Source organism: Ruegeria sp. G2, assembly GCF_056533505.1.
This window is the reverse complement of sequence record NZ_JBQFON010000014.1, coordinates 64,193-84,899: the sequence shown is the minus strand read 5'-3', so window position 1 is coordinate 84,899 and position 20,707 is coordinate 64,193. Positions and strand designations below refer to the sequence as shown.

At 55.4% G+C, this 20,707-nt stretch carries 20 protein-coding genes; 14 read left to right on the top strand and 6 right to left on the bottom strand.

All coding sequences use genetic code 11. The annotated features are described in order from the left end of the window. The 14 genes from glcF (at window position 1) to ACR0DU_RS20105 (ending at window position 13,410) form a co-directional block, all read left to right on the top strand. On the top strand, window positions 1–1,314 hold the full coding sequence (gene glcF / locus ACR0DU_RS20170; RefSeq protein WP_480877060.1) for a glycolate oxidase subunit GlcF: 1,314 nt from the start codon (window positions 1–3) through the stop codon (window positions 1,312–1,314). Window positions 1,315–1,431: 117 nt separating this feature from the next. Continuing rightward, a complete protein-coding gene (locus tag ACR0DU_RS20165; RefSeq protein WP_480457643.1) occupies window positions 1,432–2,217 on the top strand; it encodes a trypsin-like serine peptidase in 786 nt (261 codons plus the stop codon). Beyond that, on the top strand, window positions 2,214–3,032 hold the full coding sequence (locus ACR0DU_RS20160) for a trypsin-like serine peptidase (RefSeq protein WP_480877057.1): 819 nt from the start codon (window positions 2,214–2,216) through the stop codon (window positions 3,030–3,032). Before ACR0DU_RS20165 ends, ACR0DU_RS20160 begins: the two co-directional genes overlap by 4 nt. 121 nt (window positions 3,033–3,153) lie before the next feature. Further along, entirely contained in the window at window positions 3,154–3,621 is a 468-nt protein-coding gene (locus ACR0DU_RS20155; protein ID WP_010438794.1) for an Hsp20 family protein, read from the top strand. Window positions 3,622–4,002: 381 nt separating this feature from the next. Continuing rightward, window positions 4,003–5,724 (top strand): hypothetical protein, encoded by a 1,722-nt coding sequence (locus ACR0DU_RS20150; protein ID WP_480877054.1) that lies wholly within the window; start codon window positions 4,003–4,005, stop codon window positions 5,722–5,724. Between the two features lie 175 nt (window positions 5,725–5,899). Then, a complete protein-coding gene (locus ACR0DU_RS20145; RefSeq protein ID WP_480877051.1) occupies window positions 5,900–6,979 on the top strand; it encodes a hypothetical protein in 1,080 nt (359 codons plus the stop codon). A 2-nt stretch (window positions 6,980–6,981) separates the two neighbouring features. Next, window positions 6,982–7,404, top strand: coding sequence for a hypothetical protein (locus ACR0DU_RS20140; protein ID WP_480877048.1), 423 nt, complete (start codon window positions 6,982–6,984; stop codon window positions 7,402–7,404). Next, the gene (locus ACR0DU_RS20135) at window positions 7,394–8,515 is read left to right on the top strand and encodes a hypothetical protein (RefSeq protein ID WP_480877045.1); all 1,122 of its coding nucleotides are present in this window, start codon (window positions 7,394–7,396) and stop codon (window positions 8,513–8,515) included. The genes ACR0DU_RS20140 and ACR0DU_RS20135 overlap by 11 nt, the downstream gene beginning before the upstream one ends. Then, complete coding sequence (locus tag ACR0DU_RS20130) at window positions 8,516–8,836, top strand: hypothetical protein (RefSeq protein WP_480877042.1); 321 nt, start codon at window positions 8,516–8,518, stop codon at window positions 8,834–8,836. A 4-nt stretch (window positions 8,837–8,840) separates the two neighbouring features. Beyond that, window positions 8,841–10,799: an AAA family ATPase gene (locus ACR0DU_RS20125; RefSeq protein ID WP_480877039.1), complete on the top strand. Its 1,959-nt coding sequence runs from the start codon at window positions 8,841–8,843 to the stop codon at window positions 10,797–10,799. 6 nt (window positions 10,800–10,805) lie between these two features. Then, on the top strand, window positions 10,806–11,153 hold the full coding sequence (locus tag ACR0DU_RS20120) for a hypothetical protein (protein WP_480877036.1): 348 nt from the start codon (window positions 10,806–10,808) through the stop codon (window positions 11,151–11,153). After that, complete coding sequence (locus tag ACR0DU_RS20115) at window positions 11,150–12,487, top strand: DUF6638 family protein (protein WP_480877033.1); 1,338 nt, start codon at window positions 11,150–11,152, stop codon at window positions 12,485–12,487. The genes ACR0DU_RS20120 and ACR0DU_RS20115 overlap by 4 nt, the downstream gene beginning before the upstream one ends. Before the next feature lies 1 nt (window position 12,488). Continuing rightward, window positions 12,489–12,755: a hypothetical protein gene (locus tag ACR0DU_RS20110; protein WP_170473543.1), complete on the top strand. Its 267-nt coding sequence runs from the start codon at window positions 12,489–12,491 to the stop codon at window positions 12,753–12,755. A gap of 10 nt (window positions 12,756–12,765) precedes the next feature. Further along, on the top strand, window positions 12,766–13,410 hold the full coding sequence (locus ACR0DU_RS20105; RefSeq protein ID WP_170775858.1) for a DUF1523 family protein: 645 nt from the start codon (window positions 12,766–12,768) through the stop codon (window positions 13,408–13,410). Window positions 13,411–13,455: 45 nt separating this feature from the next. Here ACR0DU_RS20105 and ACR0DU_RS20100 read toward each other — a convergent pair whose 3' ends face one another. The 6 genes from ACR0DU_RS20100 to ACR0DU_RS20075 all read right to left on the bottom strand — a co-directional run bounded on the left by ACR0DU_RS20100 (window position 13,456) and on the right by ACR0DU_RS20075 (window position 20,702). Next, on the bottom strand, window positions 13,456–14,550 hold the full coding sequence (locus ACR0DU_RS20100; RefSeq protein ID WP_480877030.1) for a flagellar basal body P-ring protein FlgI: 1,095 nt from the start codon (window positions 14,548–14,550) through the stop codon (window positions 13,456–13,458). After that, window positions 14,547–15,554, bottom strand: a complete 1,008-nt coding sequence (locus tag ACR0DU_RS20095) for a flagellin (protein ID WP_480877027.1) — start codon at window positions 15,552–15,554, stop codon at window positions 14,547–14,549. The genes ACR0DU_RS20100 and ACR0DU_RS20095 overlap by 4 nt, the downstream gene beginning before the upstream one ends. A 2-nt stretch (window positions 15,555–15,556) precedes the next feature. Further along, complete coding sequence (gene flgK / locus ACR0DU_RS20090; RefSeq protein WP_480715895.1) at window positions 15,557–17,008, bottom strand: flagellar hook-associated protein FlgK; 1,452 nt, start codon at window positions 17,006–17,008, stop codon at window positions 15,557–15,559. 33 nt (window positions 17,009–17,041) lie between these two features. Further along, entirely contained in the window at window positions 17,042–18,337 is a 1,296-nt protein-coding gene (locus ACR0DU_RS20085) for a flagellar hook protein FlgE (protein ID WP_480715896.1), read from the bottom strand. Between the two features lie 98 nt (window positions 18,338–18,435). Continuing rightward, on the bottom strand, window positions 18,436–19,275 hold the full coding sequence (locus tag ACR0DU_RS20080) for a flagellar motor protein MotB (protein WP_480715897.1): 840 nt from the start codon (window positions 19,273–19,275) through the stop codon (window positions 18,436–18,438). 83 nt (window positions 19,276–19,358) lie between these two features. Then, entirely contained in the window at window positions 19,359–20,702 is a 1,344-nt protein-coding gene (locus ACR0DU_RS20075) for a FliI/YscN family ATPase (protein WP_480877023.1), read from the bottom strand. Window positions 20,703–20,707 lie beyond the last annotated feature (5 nt).

The window sequence follows — 20,707 nt, the reverse complement described above, 5'->3', positions numbered from 1 at the left end:
ATGCAGACGACATTTACCGAAAAGCAGCTGCAGGACCCCGCGATTGAGCGGTCCAATGAAATTCTGCGGAACTGCGTTCATTGTGGTTTCTGTACTGCAACGTGCCCCACTTACCAGGTTCTTGGTGATGAGTTGGACAGTCCTCGCGGACGCATCTATCTGATCAAGGATATGTTGGAGAATGAACGTGTCCCGGACGAAAAGACCGTCAAGCATATCGACCGCTGCTTATCTTGCCTCGCCTGTATGACCACTTGTCCCTCGGGTGTGCACTATATGCATCTGGTCGATCACGCGCGGGAATACATCGAAGATAATTACAAACGCCCATTCTCGGATCAGGCACTGCGTTGGATACTGGCCAAAATCTTACCTTATCCTACGCGCTTTCGATGGGCGCTGATTGGTGCAAAGCTGGGCCGCCCGTTCCGGTTATTGATGCCGGATGCGCGACTGAAAGCGATGCTGGATATGGCGCCCAAGCATATTCCACCGGTTAGTCGCAATGATGATCCCCAGAGTTTTGCACCAAAAGGTTCAAGAACCATGCGTGTGGCGTTGATGACAGGGTGCGCGCAAAAAGCGCTGAATACAGACATCAACGATGCCACGATTCGTCTGCTCACCCGCTTGGGATGTGAGGTAGTGGTTGCTGAAGGGGCAGGGTGTTGTGGAGCGTTAACTCATCATATGGGTAAAACGGGCGAAAGCCACGCTTCTGCCGCCACCAACATCCGGGCCTGGACGCGCGAAATGGATGGCGATGGCTTAGATGCGATTGTCATTAATACATCGGGGTGTGGGACTACGGTGAAGGATTATGGCCACATGTTCCGCAACGACCCACTTGCTGCAGATGCCGCGCGGGTGTCGGCGTTGGCGCTGGATATCAGCGAACTGTTGGTTCAGTTGGATTTGCCATTCAGAGACAAAAAAGAACTGGTCGTTGCCTACCATGCAGCATGCTCTTTGCAGCATGGCCAAAAAGTTACTACCCACCCCAAAAGTCTGTTGAAATCTGCTGGATTCACTGTGTTAGAGCCTACTAATAGTCATTTATGCTGCGGCAGCGCCGGAACCTATAACCTTATGCAGCCTGCAATTTCCAGTCAGCTAAAACAGCGCAAGGTGCGCTCGCTTGAGGCCAGAAATCCCGATGTGATCGCAGCAGGAAACATAGGGTGCATGATGCAGATCGGGTCCGGAACCGACACGCCCGTTGTCCATACCGTCGAACTGCTGGATTGGGCCACAGGAGGGCCCAAACCGCGCGCGCTGCACGGTGATACCAGCGGCATACCGCAATTACGTTAGCCAATTGCTGCAAGCGGGCATCAGATCAGAGCGAATCCAGGACGGACCGCATTTGCCCTATTTTCGCCGTACCCACAGCATACGACTGTTGATCGGACCACTTGACCGGAGACCTGTGTGCGCAACTGGATCACGGCTATTACGCTTAGCTTGCTGCCTTTGGCAGGGCAGGCGCAGGATTCAGGGCTTAAAAGCCTTGATACCACTGACGCTGGACGAGAGTGGATGGCGGTTGGCCGGCTGGATATTGATGGAACCGGGTTCTGTACCGGATCGCTCATATCTCCAACGCTGGTTCTGACCGCAGCGCATTGCCTTTTCGACAAAGCGACGAAACAGCGGATTGATCCTGCGCGGATCGAGTTTCTGGCGGGTTGGCGTCTTGGGCATGCGTCGGCATATCGACCGGCACGGCGCACGGTGGTGCATCCGGAATATAAATATGTCGGTGATTTATCGGCGACTCGCGTACGTCACGATATCGCATTGATCGAGCTCTGGCAGCCGATCCGCAACACATCGGTCATACCTTTTGAAACCGGACACCGCCCAACTCGCGGTGAAGAGGTCGGTGTTGTCTCTTACGCCCATGACCGGGCCGAAGCACCGTCTCTGCAAGAGGTCTGTTCAGTCATCGGCCGTCAGGCGGGCATCCTGATCATGTCTTGTGACGTGGATTTCGGAGCGTCCGGAGCGCCGATTTTTTCGTTTGAGGGTGAACGCCCTCGCATCGTTTCAGTCGTAGCCGCCAAAGCTGAAATGCAGGGTCAACGAGTTGCGCTGGGCACCGACTTGAACGAATCTCTGGAATTGTTGCAGGCCGAGCTTTCCCAAGGGCGAGGTATGAACGCGTCTCTGGACAACAACACCAAACATCTTGGAGCAAAATTCGTTAAGCCATGACCCGGTTATTATTCAAAATTATTTTATGTTTTTCAGTTCTTGCAACCACATCTCAGGCCCAGAACGGAAACAAGCGCCGTCTGACGGACCGGGATGATCTGTACGGATGGGAAGCGGTTGGCCGACTAGATTTTGGCGATAAGGGTTTTTGCACGGGTACATTGATTGCTCAGGATATCGTATTGACGGCCGCCCACTGCGCGCTGGACAAGGCGACTGGTAAACCATACGCCCCCGGCGAAGTGACATTTCGCGCCGGGCTAAGCGATGGCGAAGCGCTGGCCGAGCGGAAGGTCATCCAGATCGCCGCGCACCCGGATTTTGTCGCGAACGCCCCTGTATCGGCCCCTCGGGTTCGGGTTGATGTGGCTCTAATGCGGCTGGAAGAGCCGATTCCCTACTCTATTGCTGATCCGTTTGCCCTGCACAGTGGCCGCGTAACCGACAATGAAATCAGCGTCGCATCTTATGGGCGCGGCAGGGAAGACGCGATCCTGCGGCAGCGATCTTGTCACATTCTTCAGCGTGGACAGGGCTTGATCGTCTTTAACTGCGACGTCACATTTGGATCGTCTGGCTCGGCCATTCTGGCAAAGAAGGGGCCGCGCTGGCAGATATTGTCGGTTGCCTCGGCAATTTCCACGAATGGGCGTCAGAGAGTCGGTTACGGTATGGAGTTGTCTGGAATCGTTTCAGAATTGAAGGCGATCCTGCGCCGTGATGCACCCCGGCCAACGGCCACGATCCGCAGATTGCAGCCCGGATCAGACAAATCCAGCTCGGGTGCCAAATTCATCAGCGCCGGCGGGTCTTGAACCCGAACCAACCGCTTCCCATGTGAGTTTTAGCGGATCGCCACGATTGGGGTCCGGGAAACTCACCGCCCGTCCATATCGGAGGGCAAATTCGTAAATCGCTCAATGATGAGGATACGACATGCGTACATTTGACTTTGCACCGCTTCACCGCGCCACTATCGGTTTCGATCAGATCGCAGACATGATGGACAGGGTTCTGACCAACGACGTGGCTCAGCCCAGCTATCCCCCTTACAACATTGAAAAGACCGATGCTGACACCTATCGCATCTCGGTCGCTGTTGCCGGGTTCTCTGAGGCCGATCTGTCGGTTGAAGTAAAAGAAAATTCGTTGGTTGTCTCTGGCAAGAAATCCGCCGAAGACAAGGATCGCAGCTACCTGCACCGTGGCATCGCGACCCGCGCATTCGAGCGACGTTTCGCCCTGGCCGACCACGTTCGCGTCACCGGTGCAAGCCATGAGAACGGCATGCTGAACATCGACCTGAAGCGCGAAGTGCCCGAAGCCCTTAAGCCGCGCCGAATCGAGATCTCTTCGGCAAATGCCATCGAAAAGGATGTGGTTGACGCAAAAGCCGTGAACTGATGCCTTTGATCACGTCGCGATAATCTTCTCCTCTCTGGGTTATCGCAACACACGCCCCGCGTTCCTCCAGACGCGGGGCGTTGTCGTTCCAGAGTAATGACCGAATGGACCGATTTCTGGCAAATTAGCCTATCGCGATTCGAATGCCGAGGTGTGCCGTTTTTGCCAATTTTATCTGGGTACAGAGAACAATGAGTTCCGGTCGCCGACCGAAACAGATATCTATCGTAAATACATCATCCCTGATTTCCTCGGGCTAAATTTTTTGGGCAAGAAGCGTTGAACAGTTATTCTAAGCATCACTTGTCCAAGTTTTCCGTCTCAAATTATTTAATCTGCGCGGCGTGCATTCTAGTCGCAGTGTTCTTTGTCAGATATGGCATGATTGACGCTAGCCTGTATCAAACGCGTGACGATGGTGTCATTACAATGAGTGCAGGGCGAAACCTTGTTGACTTTGGCTTTGTCGGCGTAAGTCCCTCTGGCCCAATTGTCGAAGCATCTTCCAGCCCTGTGCAAATGATTCTATATGCCGCTACCTATGCTATGACCGGCATTAATTACGCATCATTTGCCTTTTTACAAACGCTTGTTGCGACATTGCTATTGGGCGCGGCGATAGCTTTGGCGCTTGGCGTTTCAAGGGCCGAAGGTCTGTTTTCTATTCTGCTATTGTCGCTCGCATTGAGTTTTGTGTATCCATTTTTCCTCTGGCATGGGTCAGGGATGGAAAACGCTTTAACTCATTTCCTAATCGTACTGAGCATCGCAGGGCTTGTTCGGATGATAAGGTGCAAGCGCGTGTCGTTCCTCTGGGCCATTCCCTTGGTCCTAACGTGCTTTGTAAGGCTGGAGCTTCTGCTTACTATAGTGGCTTTATTAGGTTTGTTTTCAGTCTATTGGCAGCGCAAGTTTCATTCATTCGGGGCGCTAAAGTTTTCGTTTTTGGTTGCGGCGCTATGTGTCGTCATTCATGGAATTCGATTTGCCTATTTCGGAGAATTCTTCCCAAATACCGCTGCGGCGCAGGGTATTTCTCCACTTGACCGAGTGCAGGCGCTGTTATCAGGATCCGTTCAACCAATGGTCGAAGGAATGCAGGTATCGGCTTATAACTTTGTGCAAGGTGGCTGGTGGCTAGCCGTTGTTTGCCTACCACTTGTCTTCAGATTGGGGATGGACGCTGCTGATAAATTTCTGATTTCTGCGATATTAGTTGTCTTGTGCGTGGCGCTTATTTCTCCTGTATTCTTGGGCCGTCCTCGGATCGATTGGATGCGCACTTACAGCTATGTCACGGTCGTTTCTCTCCTGCTCCCGACATGGTGTGTTTATCACGCTGTTGCGTCGCGAAGAATTGTTGAACTTCGTACAATTGCTGTAGTTGGCGTTGTTGCTTCGGTCTGGATGTATCGAACGGAGCCTTACTATCTTGGCTGGGCAGTCGATGGTTTTGATCAAGTGCGTCGAGAATTCAATGCGATTGCTCAGAACAACGAAATCCGACGACCGTTGGTATCTAACCCGGATCTTGGTGTGATGTCATGGCACAAGCAGTTCAATATTCTTGATCTTGGAATGCTTGGTAGTCCGGTTATGGCGAACTTGCACAAAAATCCGGGTATTGCCGATTATGTACTAGACTTCACCAAGCCGGATATCGTCGAAAGCCATGGCTTTTGGACGGGACTATACTGTAGGGATCTATTTCAGGATGCCCGCTTCCAAGATCAATATCGATCAGTATCACCTAAGCTCTCAGTCCAAGAAATGTGCGGTGCACGACGGAATGAAAAAGCCATTTGGATAAGAAAATCAATAGAACTCGGTTCTTCCAGCGCAGAAAGGCAGTTCCTGAATCGGCTACAAGATGAGTTTTTGATCGATACGATCAAACAAGAATTAGATCTTTGTGATCCTGAAAAGACTGACTGCAGTTATGTAATGCGAACCGTTTTTCGATTCGTCCCGGAACTGATGGAGCAAAGGCAACTGAATGAAGTTCTTTCTCTTTTTGATGATGATATCGAGCGCGCGTATTTATCGAGTGTCTACGATAATGACGCGACTGACAAAATTACAAATCACTTCTTCATAGATTAAAGAGCAGTTTGGATGCTTCGGGAAATCCATCTTGGCGTTTCGGTTTATGGCATCCCTTCTTTCATTTCATGTCTGAATTTGCCAATCTTCGTGGGGATTTAACACTCAGAGGGATGTAAATCCGTGTAACATCCCTTATCTTATTGGATAGATAAGAAAAAAAGGAATAGGACAGATGTCGAACCAGCAGTTTGAAGCGTTGATTCAGGAAACTCAGGCCAAAGTGCGCGAAAGTCAGTCGCAGATCGAAGGGTTGACTTCGCGGATCGAAGCGACACGGGCCAAGATTGGCACCGCCGAGGCGGATATCGACATCGAAAATGCAACGCTCGAGGATGTGCACGCCCATACCGAGGTGATGAACGCAAACATCGCCGAGCTGATCATGGGTTTGGATGATGTCACCAATGCGTTTTCCAAGGATTTCGATGAGATGCGCTCGAAAACCGGATGGGAGTCGTTTGTTGGCATCTTCGCCAAAGCCAAATCTGAATCGATGCGGCAGGAGCGGATGCGCACCGCCAATATCGATGACAAGCTACAGGACCTGATCGCCAAATCCGACGTGATCGTGAAACTGCTGGAAGGGCAGCTGTCGGTGCTGGAAGAGCAGCGCGTGAAGGTCGAGGATAACCTAACTGTCACGCTGGACGACCGCGAGGCGACAGTGGCCGAACTGGAGGCTTTGCGGGCCGAGATTCAGGGCATGGATCCGACGATAATCACGCTGGAGAACAAGATCAGCGTCGAACAGGATGCCGCCGCGCGGACCCAGTTAGAGACCGAACTGGCCGAGTTGAACAAACAATACAACGCCAAGGTTCAGGAGGAGCAGGTCAAGCTGGCCAAATCCCAGACGCTGGAGCGCTATATCGAAAAGGGCAAAACCTGGGTCGATTCACTGCAAAACCAGGCGGCGACGCAGATGGTGCTGATCAACAAGCTGCAGACAGACACGCAACAGCGCGTGGTGCTGTATGACGCCCTGACCAAATCGCTGAAAACGGCACAACAGCAGGACGTGGCCCACCGCATCAACGAGATCGGCGTGCAGACCGATCAGGAGGCGCAAACCGCCATGGCCGCCATCGGCACCGCGACCAACCAGAAAATGGCCGACATGCTTGAGGCGCACGAGGGCCACATGGTCTTTGCCCGCGACGTGCTGGAGAAAAAGGCCAAGGCAGACGAGCGTTTTGCCCGTCGGTTCGCCTCGATTGTCGAGAAGCATGATAAGAATTTGTATGGGGGTTGAGCTTGGACCGATTGAATACAAGCCGGTCAGAGCAGTTAGGTTGGTCGCCCCTTCGTTGGGCTATTGGTATCTTCGGTGCAGCGCTTGCGATGGCATATATCGGGGGTTGGTACTTTATCTTTGCGCTACCTTTGATTGCAGTATTCGCCATTAGCTTTGCGGTTACGTTTTGGATTACCGGTGGCAACGAAACAGCCATGGGAGTTTCACTAGTATTGCTGTCGCCAATTTCTTTGGCCTTTCTCGTTTGGCAAGTAGCGAGGTTTGTGGGCCCTGCTTATGTTGGCATAATTCAGAAATGTGGAATTGTCTGGCAACGCGCTCACCATTTTTCTCCAGCGGATTTGCTTGGTTCTGTTCGCAAACAGCGCCAGATAGCGTCTGCGGACGTTCATAGACTGTGGGAGAAAGCAATTGGCAGCTGACCCCGCCCGAGACCACGTTGGCCTGACCGACACCTTCGCCTCGCGCCGTTACTTCCGCAAATTCGAGGTGATCACCGTCCACCTTCTGCGCGTGGCCGCGACGATGGAGGCCGAGGGCGCGATCAGCAAGCAAGAGGTGCGGATCGTGTCGCGCTACCTCTCGGGGCTGCTCTACACCTTCCGCGCGCTTTCCATGAAATACCTGCTGGTCGGGCGCGATACGGGGCGGTTCTTTGGCAGCCTCGCCATGGACAAGCGCGACAGCGGGTTTCCGGTTGCGGCCGAGTTGCTGACCATGGCCAATGACGCGCAGCAGGCGCAGGTGCATCTGGCGAACATGCCCTCGGAAGATGACCTGAAAACCGACATGGTCCGAACGATCATCGGTGATCAGGAAATCCCCACCAAGCTGCAATTCGCGCTGTCCCAAAGGCTCTATTACGAGGAATTGTTGAAAGGTCAGTTGTTCTGGGCCCGCAACGATCCCGAATGCCACTGGATCGGGAATGAAGGCGAGCGGCGCAAGTTCATGATCCACTGGGCGGTCTATGACAGTCAGATCAACCTACCAGTCATCTACCTGATGCAGTTGGTGGACAGCGGTAAAACCGCCCTGCCCAAGGACCAGCGCCGCTGGCCTGAAGTGCAGGCGCATCTGATGGCGCAATCTCTGGGCGGGTTGAAACTGGTGACGATTGCCAAAGGCTTCGATCAGGATTTCGACGAATTGCATCCCAAACATATGCGCCGCATTCATGTGGGACCGATGTATTCCTCGGCCTTTACCGAGCAATCCGGCCCTCTGCGGCAGGTGCTCGAGGACGCGCAGGCACCCGAGGGGCAGGACTGGGCGCTGGCGTGGACTACCGAGGAGTTGGAAAGCGAAGAGGTCATCGAAGAACGCGCCGGATGGTTCTCGACCGTCGAACGTGAGGTCTTTGCGCTGGACCCGTTCGGCGGGCAAGGGGCCGAGACCGGGGCGACGCGGACGCAGCGGTCAATCATCCTGCCCCAGCGCCCGTTTCAGGTGTTGGCCGAACGCAACCCGCCGGGTTTTGGCGATGTGCGCAAGTTTGTGGTCAGCAAAACCGGGCAGGTGTTGAGGTATTGAATGACAAAGGCGGTATCAACTCTTGTTTTGTTTCTAACCGTTGCAGCTTGTGGCCTGGACAGCGCCGTCCAACGCAAGTGGTTCTTTGAAAACAGCGAGGTCGGTACTTCCGCTGACGAACTGCGAAAAAAGCTGGATAAGCGCGGCTTCCCATTGGAGTACGCGGAGGCAATTGAATCGCACGGTGGCGCTATTCCAGCAGGTTCTGAGTGCTATCAGATACCCCCGGTAAACTTGGGCGGTTACTATCTTGCCTGCGTTAACGCTGATGAGAGCGGACACGTGAAGAGCCGTATGTTTTTCAACTATACCTATTGGTGAGAAGATGAGTTTGACGTCAGATCAGATGGAATTGCGCGATGACGACATTCGCAAGCACTACCCCGCCGCGACCGCCCTGCTGAACGGGTTCGAGCACGCGCCACGGATTGCAAAGGCTGTTGAAGCCACCGTTGAGCGCTCTCCGGGCGTGTCGACCGGACGGCGGTTTCGCTCCACGACACCGGGGCTGGTGACACGCCGAACTGCGCGGGCGGATGGGGTGCATCTGGTTGAACGGATCGAGGCCTCTGACGATGATGATGCGCTGGTCTCGCCGCCTCAGGCCACAACGCAACAGGCAATCCGCCGTGCAATAGCCATCGCTCTGGCTGTAGCCGAGGCGTATGCGGAGCAGACTCCGCTGGCCGACCTGAAGCGCGCCAACCTTGCCGGAGATCTGCCTGCCGCCCGCAAAACTGAATTCTCGGAATTACTGATCGCCGAAGCGCTGATCACGTCACATGTTCTGGGCAATGCGCTGGCTTACTTGATGTCCTCGCATTTGGGCGAAACCACCGTCGATATCGGTGAGATAGAAGAGGTTCTGACCGACAACGGCCAACTCGCCTTGCATGGCGCGCTGTGGGAATTGGATCAGATCCTGGCCAAACACGCCCCAGACGACGCGCACCTAATCGCGGCGACAAGCGCCTATGCTGAACAGCTAATGGAAAAGGCCGCCCTGCGTGCCCAATCCGCAGGCCATTTGGCCCCGTTCCAGAACGCCGCCTGGCATATCGAGGCTGATGACCTGACGATCCGGGGGTTTGAACCCGCCTCCAAAGCCAAATCCACCACCCTGACCATGACGTTCAAGAAACCGAACGAAGTGGTGGGCAACCATATCGCCAAGTATCAGGCGATGAAGCTGGCCAAGATGGTGATGGCCTATGATTTTGACCGCCGCCTGAACCCGTTTGCCGAGCTCGGCGGGTTCATCTTCACCTTCATGGGCGACGGCAAACCGGGTACCGGCAAGACCACTCTGATCCAGATGATGGCCGGGCTGATCAACGACTATTGCCAAAATGCTGGCTATCCGTTCCGCTATCAGAACCTGAGCACTGACAATATCGACAGCTATCAGGGCAAGTCGGGCCAGAACGCCAAGGCGTTTATCAACACGATCATCGACCCCTCGGTCATCGGCTTTGGCACCATCGACGATATCGACCAGCTTGCGGGTAAACGCGGCGACCGGCAGTCCTCAGCCGGGCAATTGGAAATCACCGCCGTGCTGATGGAGAGCTTTGCAGGCGCCAACACCGTCGTGCGCGGCAACTGCACCTTTGGCATGTTCTCGAACTATCCCGAGAATGTGGACGACGCCCTGCGCCAGCGCGCCGGAGCGCGGTTCCTGGTGGACGGGCCGCAAACGCGTGAGGATTACATCGACATCCTGCACCTGCTGATGGGCCGCAACCACGACATCCCACTGGGCGAACACGACGCCTATGCCGCGCAGGAGATCAAAAAGGCCGTCGCCGCCAGCTTCGAAAGCCACGCCCGCCCGCACGAGGACGCTCTGCTGCAGGTCTATGACCGCGTTTCAGGCGATATCGGTCAGATGGACACGATCGCCAAACTGGGCACCTACCTCAAGGCGATCCAGCAGGCGGATGAGCGTTTTACCGGTCGCGCGATCAAGAACATCACCGACGCGGTCAAGGTCCGCGCGATGGATTTCGAACTGCCCGACGAATGGATGGAAAACCCCGACCTATTCCTGTTTCGGGACTACGATACCAAGAAGGCCATGATCGAGGACCTGCGTCAGCCGATCACGGTGGAGATGGTGATACAAGAGATCAACCGCTACGCCGACAGCGAATTCCGCTATGCCGACAAGAGCGACGAAGTCGCCATCGAGAACGCAGTGCGTGAGATGGGCCGGATGGAAGAGGCCAAGCGGCGGTATCTGGAGGGAAGGGATAATTTTCTGGGTGATAAGGGCGGGGCTTAGAGCAATATGATCGCACTTGCTATTTTCGGTTTAATCGCAGTTGTCACGGTTCTCAGCTCTGGCGCATGCGCACCAATTGCGTGGAATATGGGTAAGAAAGCAAAATTCTTAGAAGTATCCAAAACAACAGGTTTTCTAGTTTCGCTGGTAACCATCGTCTTGTTCGTCTTCTTTGTGAGTTTTTTGGTTTCTTACCTGTTTAACGGATTAAACTGGGTTGTTGGCGGAGAAACCACGATCGGCATGTATGTTGATGCAGCGAAATTTATAGCGCATCGTGCGCTTATCGTTGCAGTTCCTATTGTATGCCTTTGTTTCTATTGGTCGGTACATGATAATGGTGTCAGGCAATGATCCGCCTCATCGAAAAAGGTCTGATGTTCGGCAACCTCGTCCACATCTCCAGCCCGGCTCTGGTCGAGCGGTATAATCGCGCGTTGCGGCATCTGGCGGGCAAGACCACTCAGCTTTCGGATTTCCATGTCGATATCTCAGGCTATTCGCCGGAGGTGGGAATTGAGCTGGAGGACGAGCTCTACCTCAACCCCAACGGGGTCAACCGGCAGTTCATCCTTTTGACGACCGAGCAGAAACGCGCGCCCTTGCTGAACGTCAAATTCTCGACCTCGCGCGATATCCTGCGCGAATTCATCGAGATGAACGAGGTGCAGCTATTTGCCCTGACCGCCACCGATGCGGTGGCCGGAGAGATGGTGAACTCGGTCATCAAACTCACCACGCCGCGCGATCTTCTGAACCTGCGTAAGATCGAGATTGAGGCGGATACCGCAGGCGGCACCCTGCGCAAGGCCGAGCAACTGGCGGGCATGGTCGAGCGGTTCAAGACCGAAGAGGACGCCTGGTTCGACGATGTGCTGATTGCCAGGATGATCGAAACCGCCAAGGAAACTGGCGACGTCACCCGCAACCCCGTCCGCCTGCGTCATACAGCGTTCGAGCAGCGTAATTTCTGGACGGCGCATTTTGGCGGGCTCTACCTGTTCCCGGATATGGATCACCCGGCGGCGATTTGCATGGGCGAAAAGCCTGACGATATGCCGATCAAATACGTCTTTGGCACATCGCAGCGAAACCAGATTGCAAAGTTTCTGGACTACAACGATCTGGTTGAACCGATTGTCAAAGCACGCGGCGTGGATGCTGCTGCGATACTGCAGCAGAAGATGGACTTCTTGACCATTGCCGCCGCTGCGGATGCCGATGTCGATCTGACCGGACTGGACCGCAGAGACATGCGCCGCCTTGCCCGCAACCATGCGGATCGCCTGCCCGAAGCGTATCACGGCCTTGCGCAACTGCTGCGCTGGGCGACGGATGGAGGCCGTTGGCCGCGGATCACCTCGGACCATGCGGCCTATTTCTATACGCTCCGCGCAGCGAACACGCCAAACCGCGATCTGGTGAATATGCTGCTGGCGGAACTAGCTCCGCTGGATCCGCGCCAGCTGTTCATCTGCCACAAGGAGCTGTTCTATAAGACCTACTCGAACTGGCCCGAGGCCAAGAAAGCCTATGTTGCCGATTTCCTTGCGCGCGAGTATCAGGTGGACAAGGCTGGTGCCCGTGCGGCCTTGTTTGGCCATGAGCCGGACATGAGCGGTAACGACCGGAGCAGCGAAACGGTCATCGCACGGGTTGGCCCCTGGGGCGCGGTTGGGAGGGATTGAGATGTTCGGAGCAATGCGCCTGTTCCTGATCCTGCTGGTTGTCCAGACGATCGCCTATTTCGCGCTGTCCTTTTATTCGCGCAGCGTCAGGCGGCAAAAGCTGGAAACCTGGTGGGACGCGAAAGGCAAAACTGGCAACAAAGAAGCGTTTGTTGCGCGTGGTTTGCACGTCTACGACAATTCGTTCCGGCGCAAATTGATTTTGGGTGTCTATATTGTGCCTTGGGTGGCGATTGGCGCGCTGATCTACATCGTGAATTACATGTGAGGGTTAAGGCATGGCCTATGTAAAATGGGCGTTCATCATCATCTTCTGGGGCACGATTGCCGTGATCCTGCAGTATTCTCTGCCGCAGCACGATGTTGTGCGGATCGTCAACACCTATGAGGAACGTCAGGACCTGACGGATTGGACCCGAATATTCTGGTCTGAACCCGAGGATCAATCCACGAGCCTGTCAAACCGCGATGTGCAGTTCATTCAGGCGGTGCGCGCCAACGGAAAGCCCATTGTCTATCGCAACGAAGACACCGGCTGGGGCTGGCCGCCCTATTTCAAGTTCGACACGGCGAACCTTTATACCGAGGCTAACGACGCGAAATCGACCAAGGAAAACCCCGATTGGGTGGTCGTAACGCATTACGGCTGGCGCAATGAGTTCATGTCGATCTTTCCTAACGCGATCTTCATTCGCCATGTCGATGGACCTGATGTGCGCATCATACCCTGGTTCAATATCATCTTTCTGACGATATTCGCGGCATTGGTATGGGCTATCTGGGTCCGGTGGCGCCGTTTCCGGCAAAAGAAGATCGATCCGGTTTTGGAAAACATGGAAGATGGTCTTTACGCCGCCGGTGATGCGATTGATGAAAAACGCAAAGGATTACGCCGCTGGCTGGATAGTTGGAAATCCAAGTAAGTCGAAATCAGAGAGGTTCTTTGTTGATAGCATTTGCGATACTGCTCATCTGACGATGAACTCAGCATGAAGCGCACCGGCAGCTTTGATGGTTTTCAAAATATCGATCATGTTGCGTGGCGATACGCCCAAGGCATTCAACCCGGCAACCACTTCGGAAAGAGTGGTTGCTTCGGGAATTTCCGCCAGTCCAGTTCCTTCTTCTTCCTCGATTCCAGCAAAAGTACGCGGAACGACGACTGTTTCTCCACGCGCAAAAGGATTGGGTTGAACGGCAATAGGGGCTTCCTCGACGGTGAGGGTCAAGTTGCCCTGCGACACCGCTACGCGCGAAATCCTGACATCTCGACCCATTACGATTGTACCCGATCTCTGATCGACGACAACACGGGCCTTGCTTTCGGGTTCGACTAAAATGTTCTCGATCCGACCGATTGCGTGGGCGGTAGAAACTGCGCGCGTTGCATCGATGCTTAGTTCCACAGTGCCGGAGTCGCGCATGAGTGCAACAGCCCGGTTAAATTCGGTGTTTATCGCGGCTTCGATACGGCTGGCGGTCGTGAAATCCGGCTCCCTCAAAGCCAGCCTGAGTTGCGTGAGGTCGGAAAGGGTAAAGTCGATCTCGCGCTCAACACGCGCTCCGGAGGGGATGACTCCCGATGTCGGAACGCCGCTTACAACCGAAGCTGCGTCACCCTCAACCGCAGCACCACCAGCCAATACTGTTCCCTGGGCCACCGCATAGATCTGACCGTCTGCCGCGTTCAGGGGTGTCATGATCAGCGTACCTCCAAGAAGTCCTTTGGAATCTCCAATCGCAGAGACGGTTACATCAATCTGACCACCGACACGCGCGAAGGGCGGAAGGGTGGCTGTAACCAATACGGCGGCGACGTTCTTCGGGCGAAAATCCTCGCCGTTCACGTTCACACCCAACCTTTCGAGAATGTTGGACATGATTTCTTCGGTAAACGGAGAGTTACGCAAGCCGTCTCCGGTACCGTTCAGACCGACAACAAGGCCATAACCCACCAGGTCGTTGCCGCGCACGCCGTCAAAATCAACCAGATCTTTTAGACGGATAGCACCGGCGTTTGCGATACAAGGCAAGACTATCAACAGGAATGCGAGAGTTTTCATCTGAGGAAGTTCACGAGCGAAAGGTTGGCATTGCGGACGGTCACGGAATAAAGACTTTCCAGCTGGAACTGCACAGTTTGCAGCCGTGCCGCGGTTTCGTAAGGATCTGCTGAGATCAATTCACTACGTGCGTACTCGGCGCTTGTTTTTGCAGCTGCGATGCGAGTGCCGGCCTGCTCAATGCGTGCTTCGGCGGCGCCAACCTGGGCGCGCAGGTTTACCGTCGCGTCCTGAGTGTTAGCCAATTCAACGCCGAGCTCTGTGAATAGCGCGGTACGCAGACCTGGAGACCATGCCAGCGCGTCATCTGTGGCCAGTGCTGCAACAGCGACGTCGCGTAGCGCAGACTTTAGCGCGGGATCGGTAGCGGTGATTGGAAGAGAGACCCTTTCGTTCTCGGATATTTGCATCGGATCCAGGGTGTCGGCGCCACCCTGATAAATAACCGCGTCAAACCCCGTTGGGTCGTTGAACCAGTCTTCGGCGGCTCGGCGGATGTCCGATGCGGTTGGGAGGCCTGACAACTCTGCTTGCAGTGCCCCCAGCAAAGTTTCAGCTGACAGTAACGGAGAGATATCGGTTGAGGTCCCGGAATACAGGCTGCGCCCACCGGCCCTTGTGTTCAGCGCTGAGATCATTGTGTCGAGTTCGTTGCGGGCCTGAACCGAGGCTTGCTCATGTGTCACGGTCTGATTTGCAGTACCAAATGACAGCAGCGATGCAGATATCTCGGCCACCGATCCGCTGAACGTTGTCAGGCTCAATTGCATTGCGTCCGTGAATAGTCGCGCCTCCGCCGTGGCGATTGAATATGCGTCCAACCGCTCGAGACTGCGATCCAGATCCAGCAGGTGCGCGTAGTCGCCGCCCAGGTGGCCTGAAATATCTTGCACCTTGCCTGTAGACATCTCATAGGACAGAGTTTCAATTTGCGATTTGATTTCGGTGCTGCGGGTCCTGAGGGTCAACCCCCGAGCCAGATCACCGATAGAGTTCAACGCCATGTTTATAGCCTCAACAAGGTATCCATCAATTCATCAACAACCGTAACAACGCGGGCGTTGGCGGCGTAGGTCTGCTCGATCTGCATCAAACGCTGCAGTTCGGCATCGCTGTCAACGCCTTGCTCTGCGACGATTTTCTGCATCTCTAATTGGGCGTTTGCTGCAAAGATGCTGCGTTGGTCCGCTGCATGTGCGTTTGTACCGGCTTTTGAGAGCAATGCTTCGGTAATTTCAGCAGCACGCATCGACCCAGTCCCGAAGCTGGCACTGGGAATCGGGCGTGCGTCTGACAAAATGACACCGAAGGCGTGCAACTGGCTTGCATCTCCAGGGGCACCGGGTGTCAAGGCACCCAATCCTGCGCGCAGTTTCCAGCTGTCGCCTCCGGCATCCGGATCGACGACGACATTTAAGGAGATGCGCGAAGCAAGCCCGGTTTCCCTAATTGCGTCAAAGCGATTGCCATCATCGGTGAATAGTCCGGGATCGGCGGCTGTTGCAGTTGGGTCAAGCCCGGCTGTTTCGAACCGCTCAATCAAGTCGCGGGCCACAGCGTCGAGGTCAGCTTGTGCTTCGACGGCAAGTTCATCCCTAACCGCGAACTGCGCCATCAGCGCGCCGCCCTTGATTTGCGCGAAATCGCCGCTGAGCCGAATGGGGCGCCCATTGACTTCGAGCCCGGACAGCAATCCGCTTGCTACGGTCATATGTGGCATCGTATCGCCGGTGGTCGTGAACGAGAGCTGGGCGGAGGTTTCTTCCAAAAGGATCAGCCCGCCCTCCGCGTAGAGTGAAACCTGATCATTCTCACGCGCGACCACATTGACTGGAACCAGTTCATTGACCTGATCGATCAAAATTTGACGTTGGTCGAGAAGGGCGCCGATGTCTCCGCCCGAGTTACGGATCGCAGGAATCCGAGCATTCAGTTTCTCGATGTCTTTCAGTGTCTGATTCAGAGTATCAACCTGCTTACCAATCGTGCGATCAGCATTTGATCGCATATGCTGCAATCCATCGGACGCTGAGTTGAGCGCAGAACTAAAATCGCGAGCAGCGCGCGCGGTTTGATCCAGGCGTTGCGCCGAGTCCGGCAAGCTGGCTGCGGTAATCAGGCTGCTTTCGAATTGTGCGAGCCGAGCTGCGATCGAAGCGGCGTCATCTGCGGACCCAACCAGATTTTCATAGTTTGAATGAAACTGAGATATGGTCTTGGCGGCTGCGAACTCCGCATCTGTCTCGCGCTGGTTAGCGATCAGAACCGGATCATGATGGCGCGTGATCCCGACCACACGAACGCCGTTTCCCGAAATTGGACTGGTCGCCAGTTCAAGGGATCTGCGTGCATAACCTGGCGTCAGCGCGTTTGCGATGTTACCAGAGACAACCGCCGCCCCTCGGCTTGCCGCGCTTAACCCTCCCAGAGCGTTGTTCAGTGCTGTCGACATGTTCATCGGGCGCGTCCTCTTTGTTTCTTAATAACTGGATCAGCGTTTGATATTGGTTGTTTCCTGCAGCATCTCATCCACGGTCTGGATGACCTTGGCGCTAGACGAATAGGCACGTTGGGTCTGGATCATCGACGTCAGTTCGGTGGCAACATCGGTTGTCGATTCCTCGCGCGCGAAGGACACAAGATCGCCCGTCGGACCTTCACCCGCGTTCCATAAGAAGAAGGTGCCACTGTCACGTGAGGGGGCGTAAGTCTGACTGTCCAAAGCGGTCAGCCCGTTTGGATTGGGCACATCTGCCAACGGAATCTGGAACATCCGGCGACTGACCCCGGTGTCATAGAATGCGTAGACATAGCCATTCTCGTCGACCTGTACGCTTGTCATTGTGCCCACAGCCGAGCCGTCGCGTGTGATCGAAACCGGTGCAAATGTGTCCGAGAGCTGCGTGATTCCGTCCGCATCTCCGATCTGGCCGATATTAATCTCCATTGGACCGCCAGCCACATTGACGACGACACTTCCGGTTGCCGGGTCATAAGCCCCACCAGACACTGCGGTGACGCTGGCCAACGTCCCTCCGGCTGTGCGGCTATCGGTAAAGGTCAGTGTATATTCTCCGATGACAGCGCCGCCCGAGGCTGAATCGCGCAATGTCATGGTCCATTCGTTGCTGCTGCCGGTTGCGGGAACGGTTGGCACCAACTCGATATCGACGCTTTCGGATTTGCCCAGATTGTCAAAATATTCGACTGACAGAGGTTGCGTATCCCCCGGAGCCCCGGCGTCGGTTGCGGTTGCAGGCAGGTTCATCCGTAGATTCATTGATGTTGTGGGGGCGCCGGACAGTTGATTGACGCTCAGCTGAATGGGTTCCAGCGCTGCGGGCGTATCCCTCGGGACGCTAGGGATCGAACCATCTGGATTGGCGCGCCAGCCGAGAAGGACAAGACCGGATTGTGTGACCAGATACCCTTCTTCATTGGTGCGGAACGAGCCCGTCGTGGTCAGCAGCATCTCATTCGAGCCCGCCGCGATTTGCGAGCTGGGTCGAACCGGTAGCATACCTCTGCCGCGCACGGCCAAATCGGTTGAGTTGTTGGTAGTAACCAACGATCCGCGCTGATCGATCAGACGCTGGCTTGTGGTTCGGACACCGCCTGCCGAATAGCTGCCACCTTGGCCCGAGGTGACCATGGAGTGAAAGTCGGTCTCAACCCTTTTGTAGCCAAATGTCGACGAGTTGGCGATGTTGTCAGAGATCGTGGCCAGCCTGTTTGCGTTGGCCTTCAACGCTGCCACACCGGCATTCAGCGAAGAGGAAATGGTCATCGGCACGCCCTTTTGTTGCGTCATTGGTTGATGCAACACGTACCCTACTGGCCCTTAACAGCGCGCTAACAGCTAAAATGCGGTCTATCCTCTACCTCTCAGGGATTGCGCAGAAATATGATCTCGACCCGATCATTGCGGACCGCCATTGGGTTATTGACCGACAGTTCCCGGTCGGCATGCCCGGTCACACGGTCGAGCCGCGTTGGTTGGACCCCCTTGTTTTGCAGCAATTGACGGGTGCTTTGTGCACGTTCGGTTGAAAGATCCCAGACCGGATTATGCGCCACTACGACCGGTGCAGACCGCACATGACCTTCGACCGCGATTGCGTTTGTCACCAGATCAGAAGACCGTGCCACCAGCAGTGCCAGCGCGCGCATCATTTGCGTCGGCTTACCCGTACCCGATTCGAATAACGGTTGTTCATCTGTTGCGAACAGCTCGACCACCAGCCCTTCGTCGGTAACACGGGTTACGATATGCTTGAGCATCTTGTCAGACACGAGACTTTCGCCAGCGCGCCCGAGCAGTTGAGCCTCAAGCGACGAAAAATCTTCGAACGCGCCCTCATCACCGCTTTGGACGTCTACACCGGTTGAGCCGCGCGCCTGTTTCGCTTCGGTGGGGTGCCGATTGCTCGCACCAGAGCCATCCATCACCATGGTTTTTTCTGAGAACATGTTATCGCCGCCAAATGCACCATCGCCTCCGCCAGAAACCGGATTGACCGGGATCGTGGGCGAGAAATAGTCTGCCAGCCCTTTGCGTTGTGTCTCGGTTGTTGCATTCAGCAGCCACATCAACATGAAGAACGCCATCATGGCCGTGACAAAGTCGGCATACGCAACTTTCCACGCACCACCGTGGTGGCCATCGCCACCCGATACACGTTTCCTCTTGATGATGATTGGCGCCGCATTGGATTGCGCACCCATCTCCACCACCTTCTATTCACCCGTCTACCGGGGTAACAGCGCAGGTCTTAAGGTGGGCTTAACACTTAAAACTGTTCGGAATTCTATCCCCGTTGAACTGGATTCGCCACCGCGCGCCGCAAGATCAGGGACAGCCGATTAAAGCTATTATTGATCCCATCTGGCTCAGCTTTGGCAAAGAAATCGTCCAACTCTTCATGCACCCGAATCGCGCGGTCCAGCAATGGATCAGCTCCTTCGGCATAGAGGCCTGCTTTGATCATGACCTCGGACTGCTCATAGCTTCCAACCAGTTTCCGGGTTTCCGCAATCATTTCGTTTTCTTCGGAAGTGGCAGCGCGGGGCAGGCTGCGCGAAACCGACCGGTTGAGGTCGATCGCAGGAAATCGCCCCCGCTCTGCGATCTCACGGTTCAGCACGATATGCCCGTCCAGCACGCCGCGCAGAATATCAGCGATGGGCTCGTCCATGTCCGATCCGGCCACCAGCACACTGAAGACAGCTGTGATATCTCCTTGTTCGGCAGTTCCAGGGCCTGCCCGTTCGCAAAGATTTGCGATCAACGGGGTAACCGACGGCGGGAAGCCCCGTAACGACGGTGCCTCACCCATGGCGACGGCAATTTCTCGGTGTGCTTCCGCAAAGCGCGTGACCGAATCGGCCAGAAACAGGACGTTCATCCCCTGATCCCGCAGATGTTCCGCCACAGACATGGCCGACCACGCGCAGCGTCTGCGGGCAAGAGCAGATTGGTCCGAGGTGGCCGCCACAACAACCGATCGCTTCATGCCGTCCGCACCTAGGGCGGTCTCGACAAACTCGTTCACCTCGCGCCCGCGTTCCCCCACCAGAGCAACGACAACGGCATCAGCCTGCATCGAGCGGGCGAGGTTGGCCAGCAACGTAGATTTGCCAACACCTGACCCGGCGAACAGACCGATCCGCTGGCCTTGAACAATGGGCAGCATAGTATTCAGAATCGCCAACCCGGTTTCCATACGCGTACCCAGAGGTTTGCGCGAAACGGCAGAGGGCGGGGCCTGCATCAGATCGCGCTCGTGCACGCCCGCCAGCAACGGTTTGCCGTCCAGGGGCTTACCGAACGGATCAACTACACGCCCCAGCCAATGCTGTCCGGGGGCGAATGCGGGCATCTGCTCCAATAGCACCGGGTCACCCAGGCTCACCCCGTCAGGCGCGGCGCCAGGAAGCATCTGAATCTGATCTGATCCGACACGCAGAACCTCACCTTGCAGCTCTGAACCACTGCGCCTGCGCAGGATCAGGTGATCGCCGATTCGAGCCCGATTAGCCAAACCGCTGATTTCGATCACGCCGTGGGCAACACCAGCAACGCGCCCAACGTGCTGCACTGCTGACATTCTGTCGAATTGACATTTCAGGTGCATCGGATCGAGTTCGGACATCACGG

Bases quoted from the DNA above. Each gene is read 5' to 3' on its own strand.
- glcF (WP_480877060.1), top strand. From the start codon at position 1: ATGCAGACGACATTTACCGAAAAGCAGCTGCAGGACCCCGCGATTGAG.
- ACR0DU_RS20160 (WP_480877057.1), top strand. From the start codon at position 2,214: ATGACCCGGTTATTATTCAAAATTATTTTATGTTTTTCAGTTCTTGCA.
- ACR0DU_RS20155 (WP_010438794.1), top strand. From the start codon at position 3,154: ATGCGTACATTTGACTTTGCACCGCTTCACCGCGCCACTATCGGTTTC.
- ACR0DU_RS20150 (WP_480877054.1), top strand. From the start codon at position 4,003: ATGATTGACGCTAGCCTGTATCAAACGCGTGACGATGGTGTCATTACA.
- ACR0DU_RS20145 (WP_480877051.1), top strand. From the start codon at position 5,900: ATGTCGAACCAGCAGTTTGAAGCGTTGATTCAGGAAACTCAGGCCAAA.
- ACR0DU_RS20130 (WP_480877042.1), top strand. From the start codon at position 8,516: ATGACAAAGGCGGTATCAACTCTTGTTTTGTTTCTAACCGTTGCAGCT.
- ACR0DU_RS20125 (WP_480877039.1), top strand. From the start codon at position 8,841: ATGAGTTTGACGTCAGATCAGATGGAATTGCGCGATGACGACATTCGC.
- ACR0DU_RS20120 (WP_480877036.1), top strand. From the start codon at position 10,806: ATGATCGCACTTGCTATTTTCGGTTTAATCGCAGTTGTCACGGTTCTC.
- ACR0DU_RS20115 (WP_480877033.1), top strand. From the start codon at position 11,150: ATGATCCGCCTCATCGAAAAAGGTCTGATGTTCGGCAACCTCGTCCAC.
- ACR0DU_RS20110 (WP_170473543.1), top strand. From the start codon at position 12,489: ATGTTCGGAGCAATGCGCCTGTTCCTGATCCTGCTGGTTGTCCAGACG.
- ACR0DU_RS20105 (WP_170775858.1), top strand. From the start codon at position 12,766: ATGGCCTATGTAAAATGGGCGTTCATCATCATCTTCTGGGGCACGATT.
- ACR0DU_RS20100 (WP_480877030.1), bottom strand. From the start codon at position 14,550: ATGAAAACTCTCGCATTCCTGTTGATAGTCTTGCCTTGTATCGCAAAC.
- ACR0DU_RS20095 (WP_480877027.1), bottom strand. From the start codon at position 15,554: ATGGCGTTGAACTCTATCGGTGATCTGGCTCGGGGGTTGACCCTCAGG.
- flgK (WP_480715895.1), bottom strand. From the start codon at position 17,008: ATGAACATGTCGACAGCACTGAACAACGCTCTGGGAGGGTTAAGCGCG.
- ACR0DU_RS20085 (WP_480715896.1), bottom strand. From the start codon at position 18,337: ATGACCATTTCCTCTTCGCTGAATGCCGGTGTGGCAGCGTTGAAGGCC.
- ACR0DU_RS20080 (WP_480715897.1), bottom strand. From the start codon at position 19,275: ATGGGTGCGCAATCCAATGCGGCGCCAATCATCATCAAGAGGAAACGT.
- ACR0DU_RS20075 (WP_480877023.1), bottom strand. From the start codon at position 20,702: ATGTCCGAACTCGATCCGATGCACCTGAAATGTCAATTCGACAGAATG.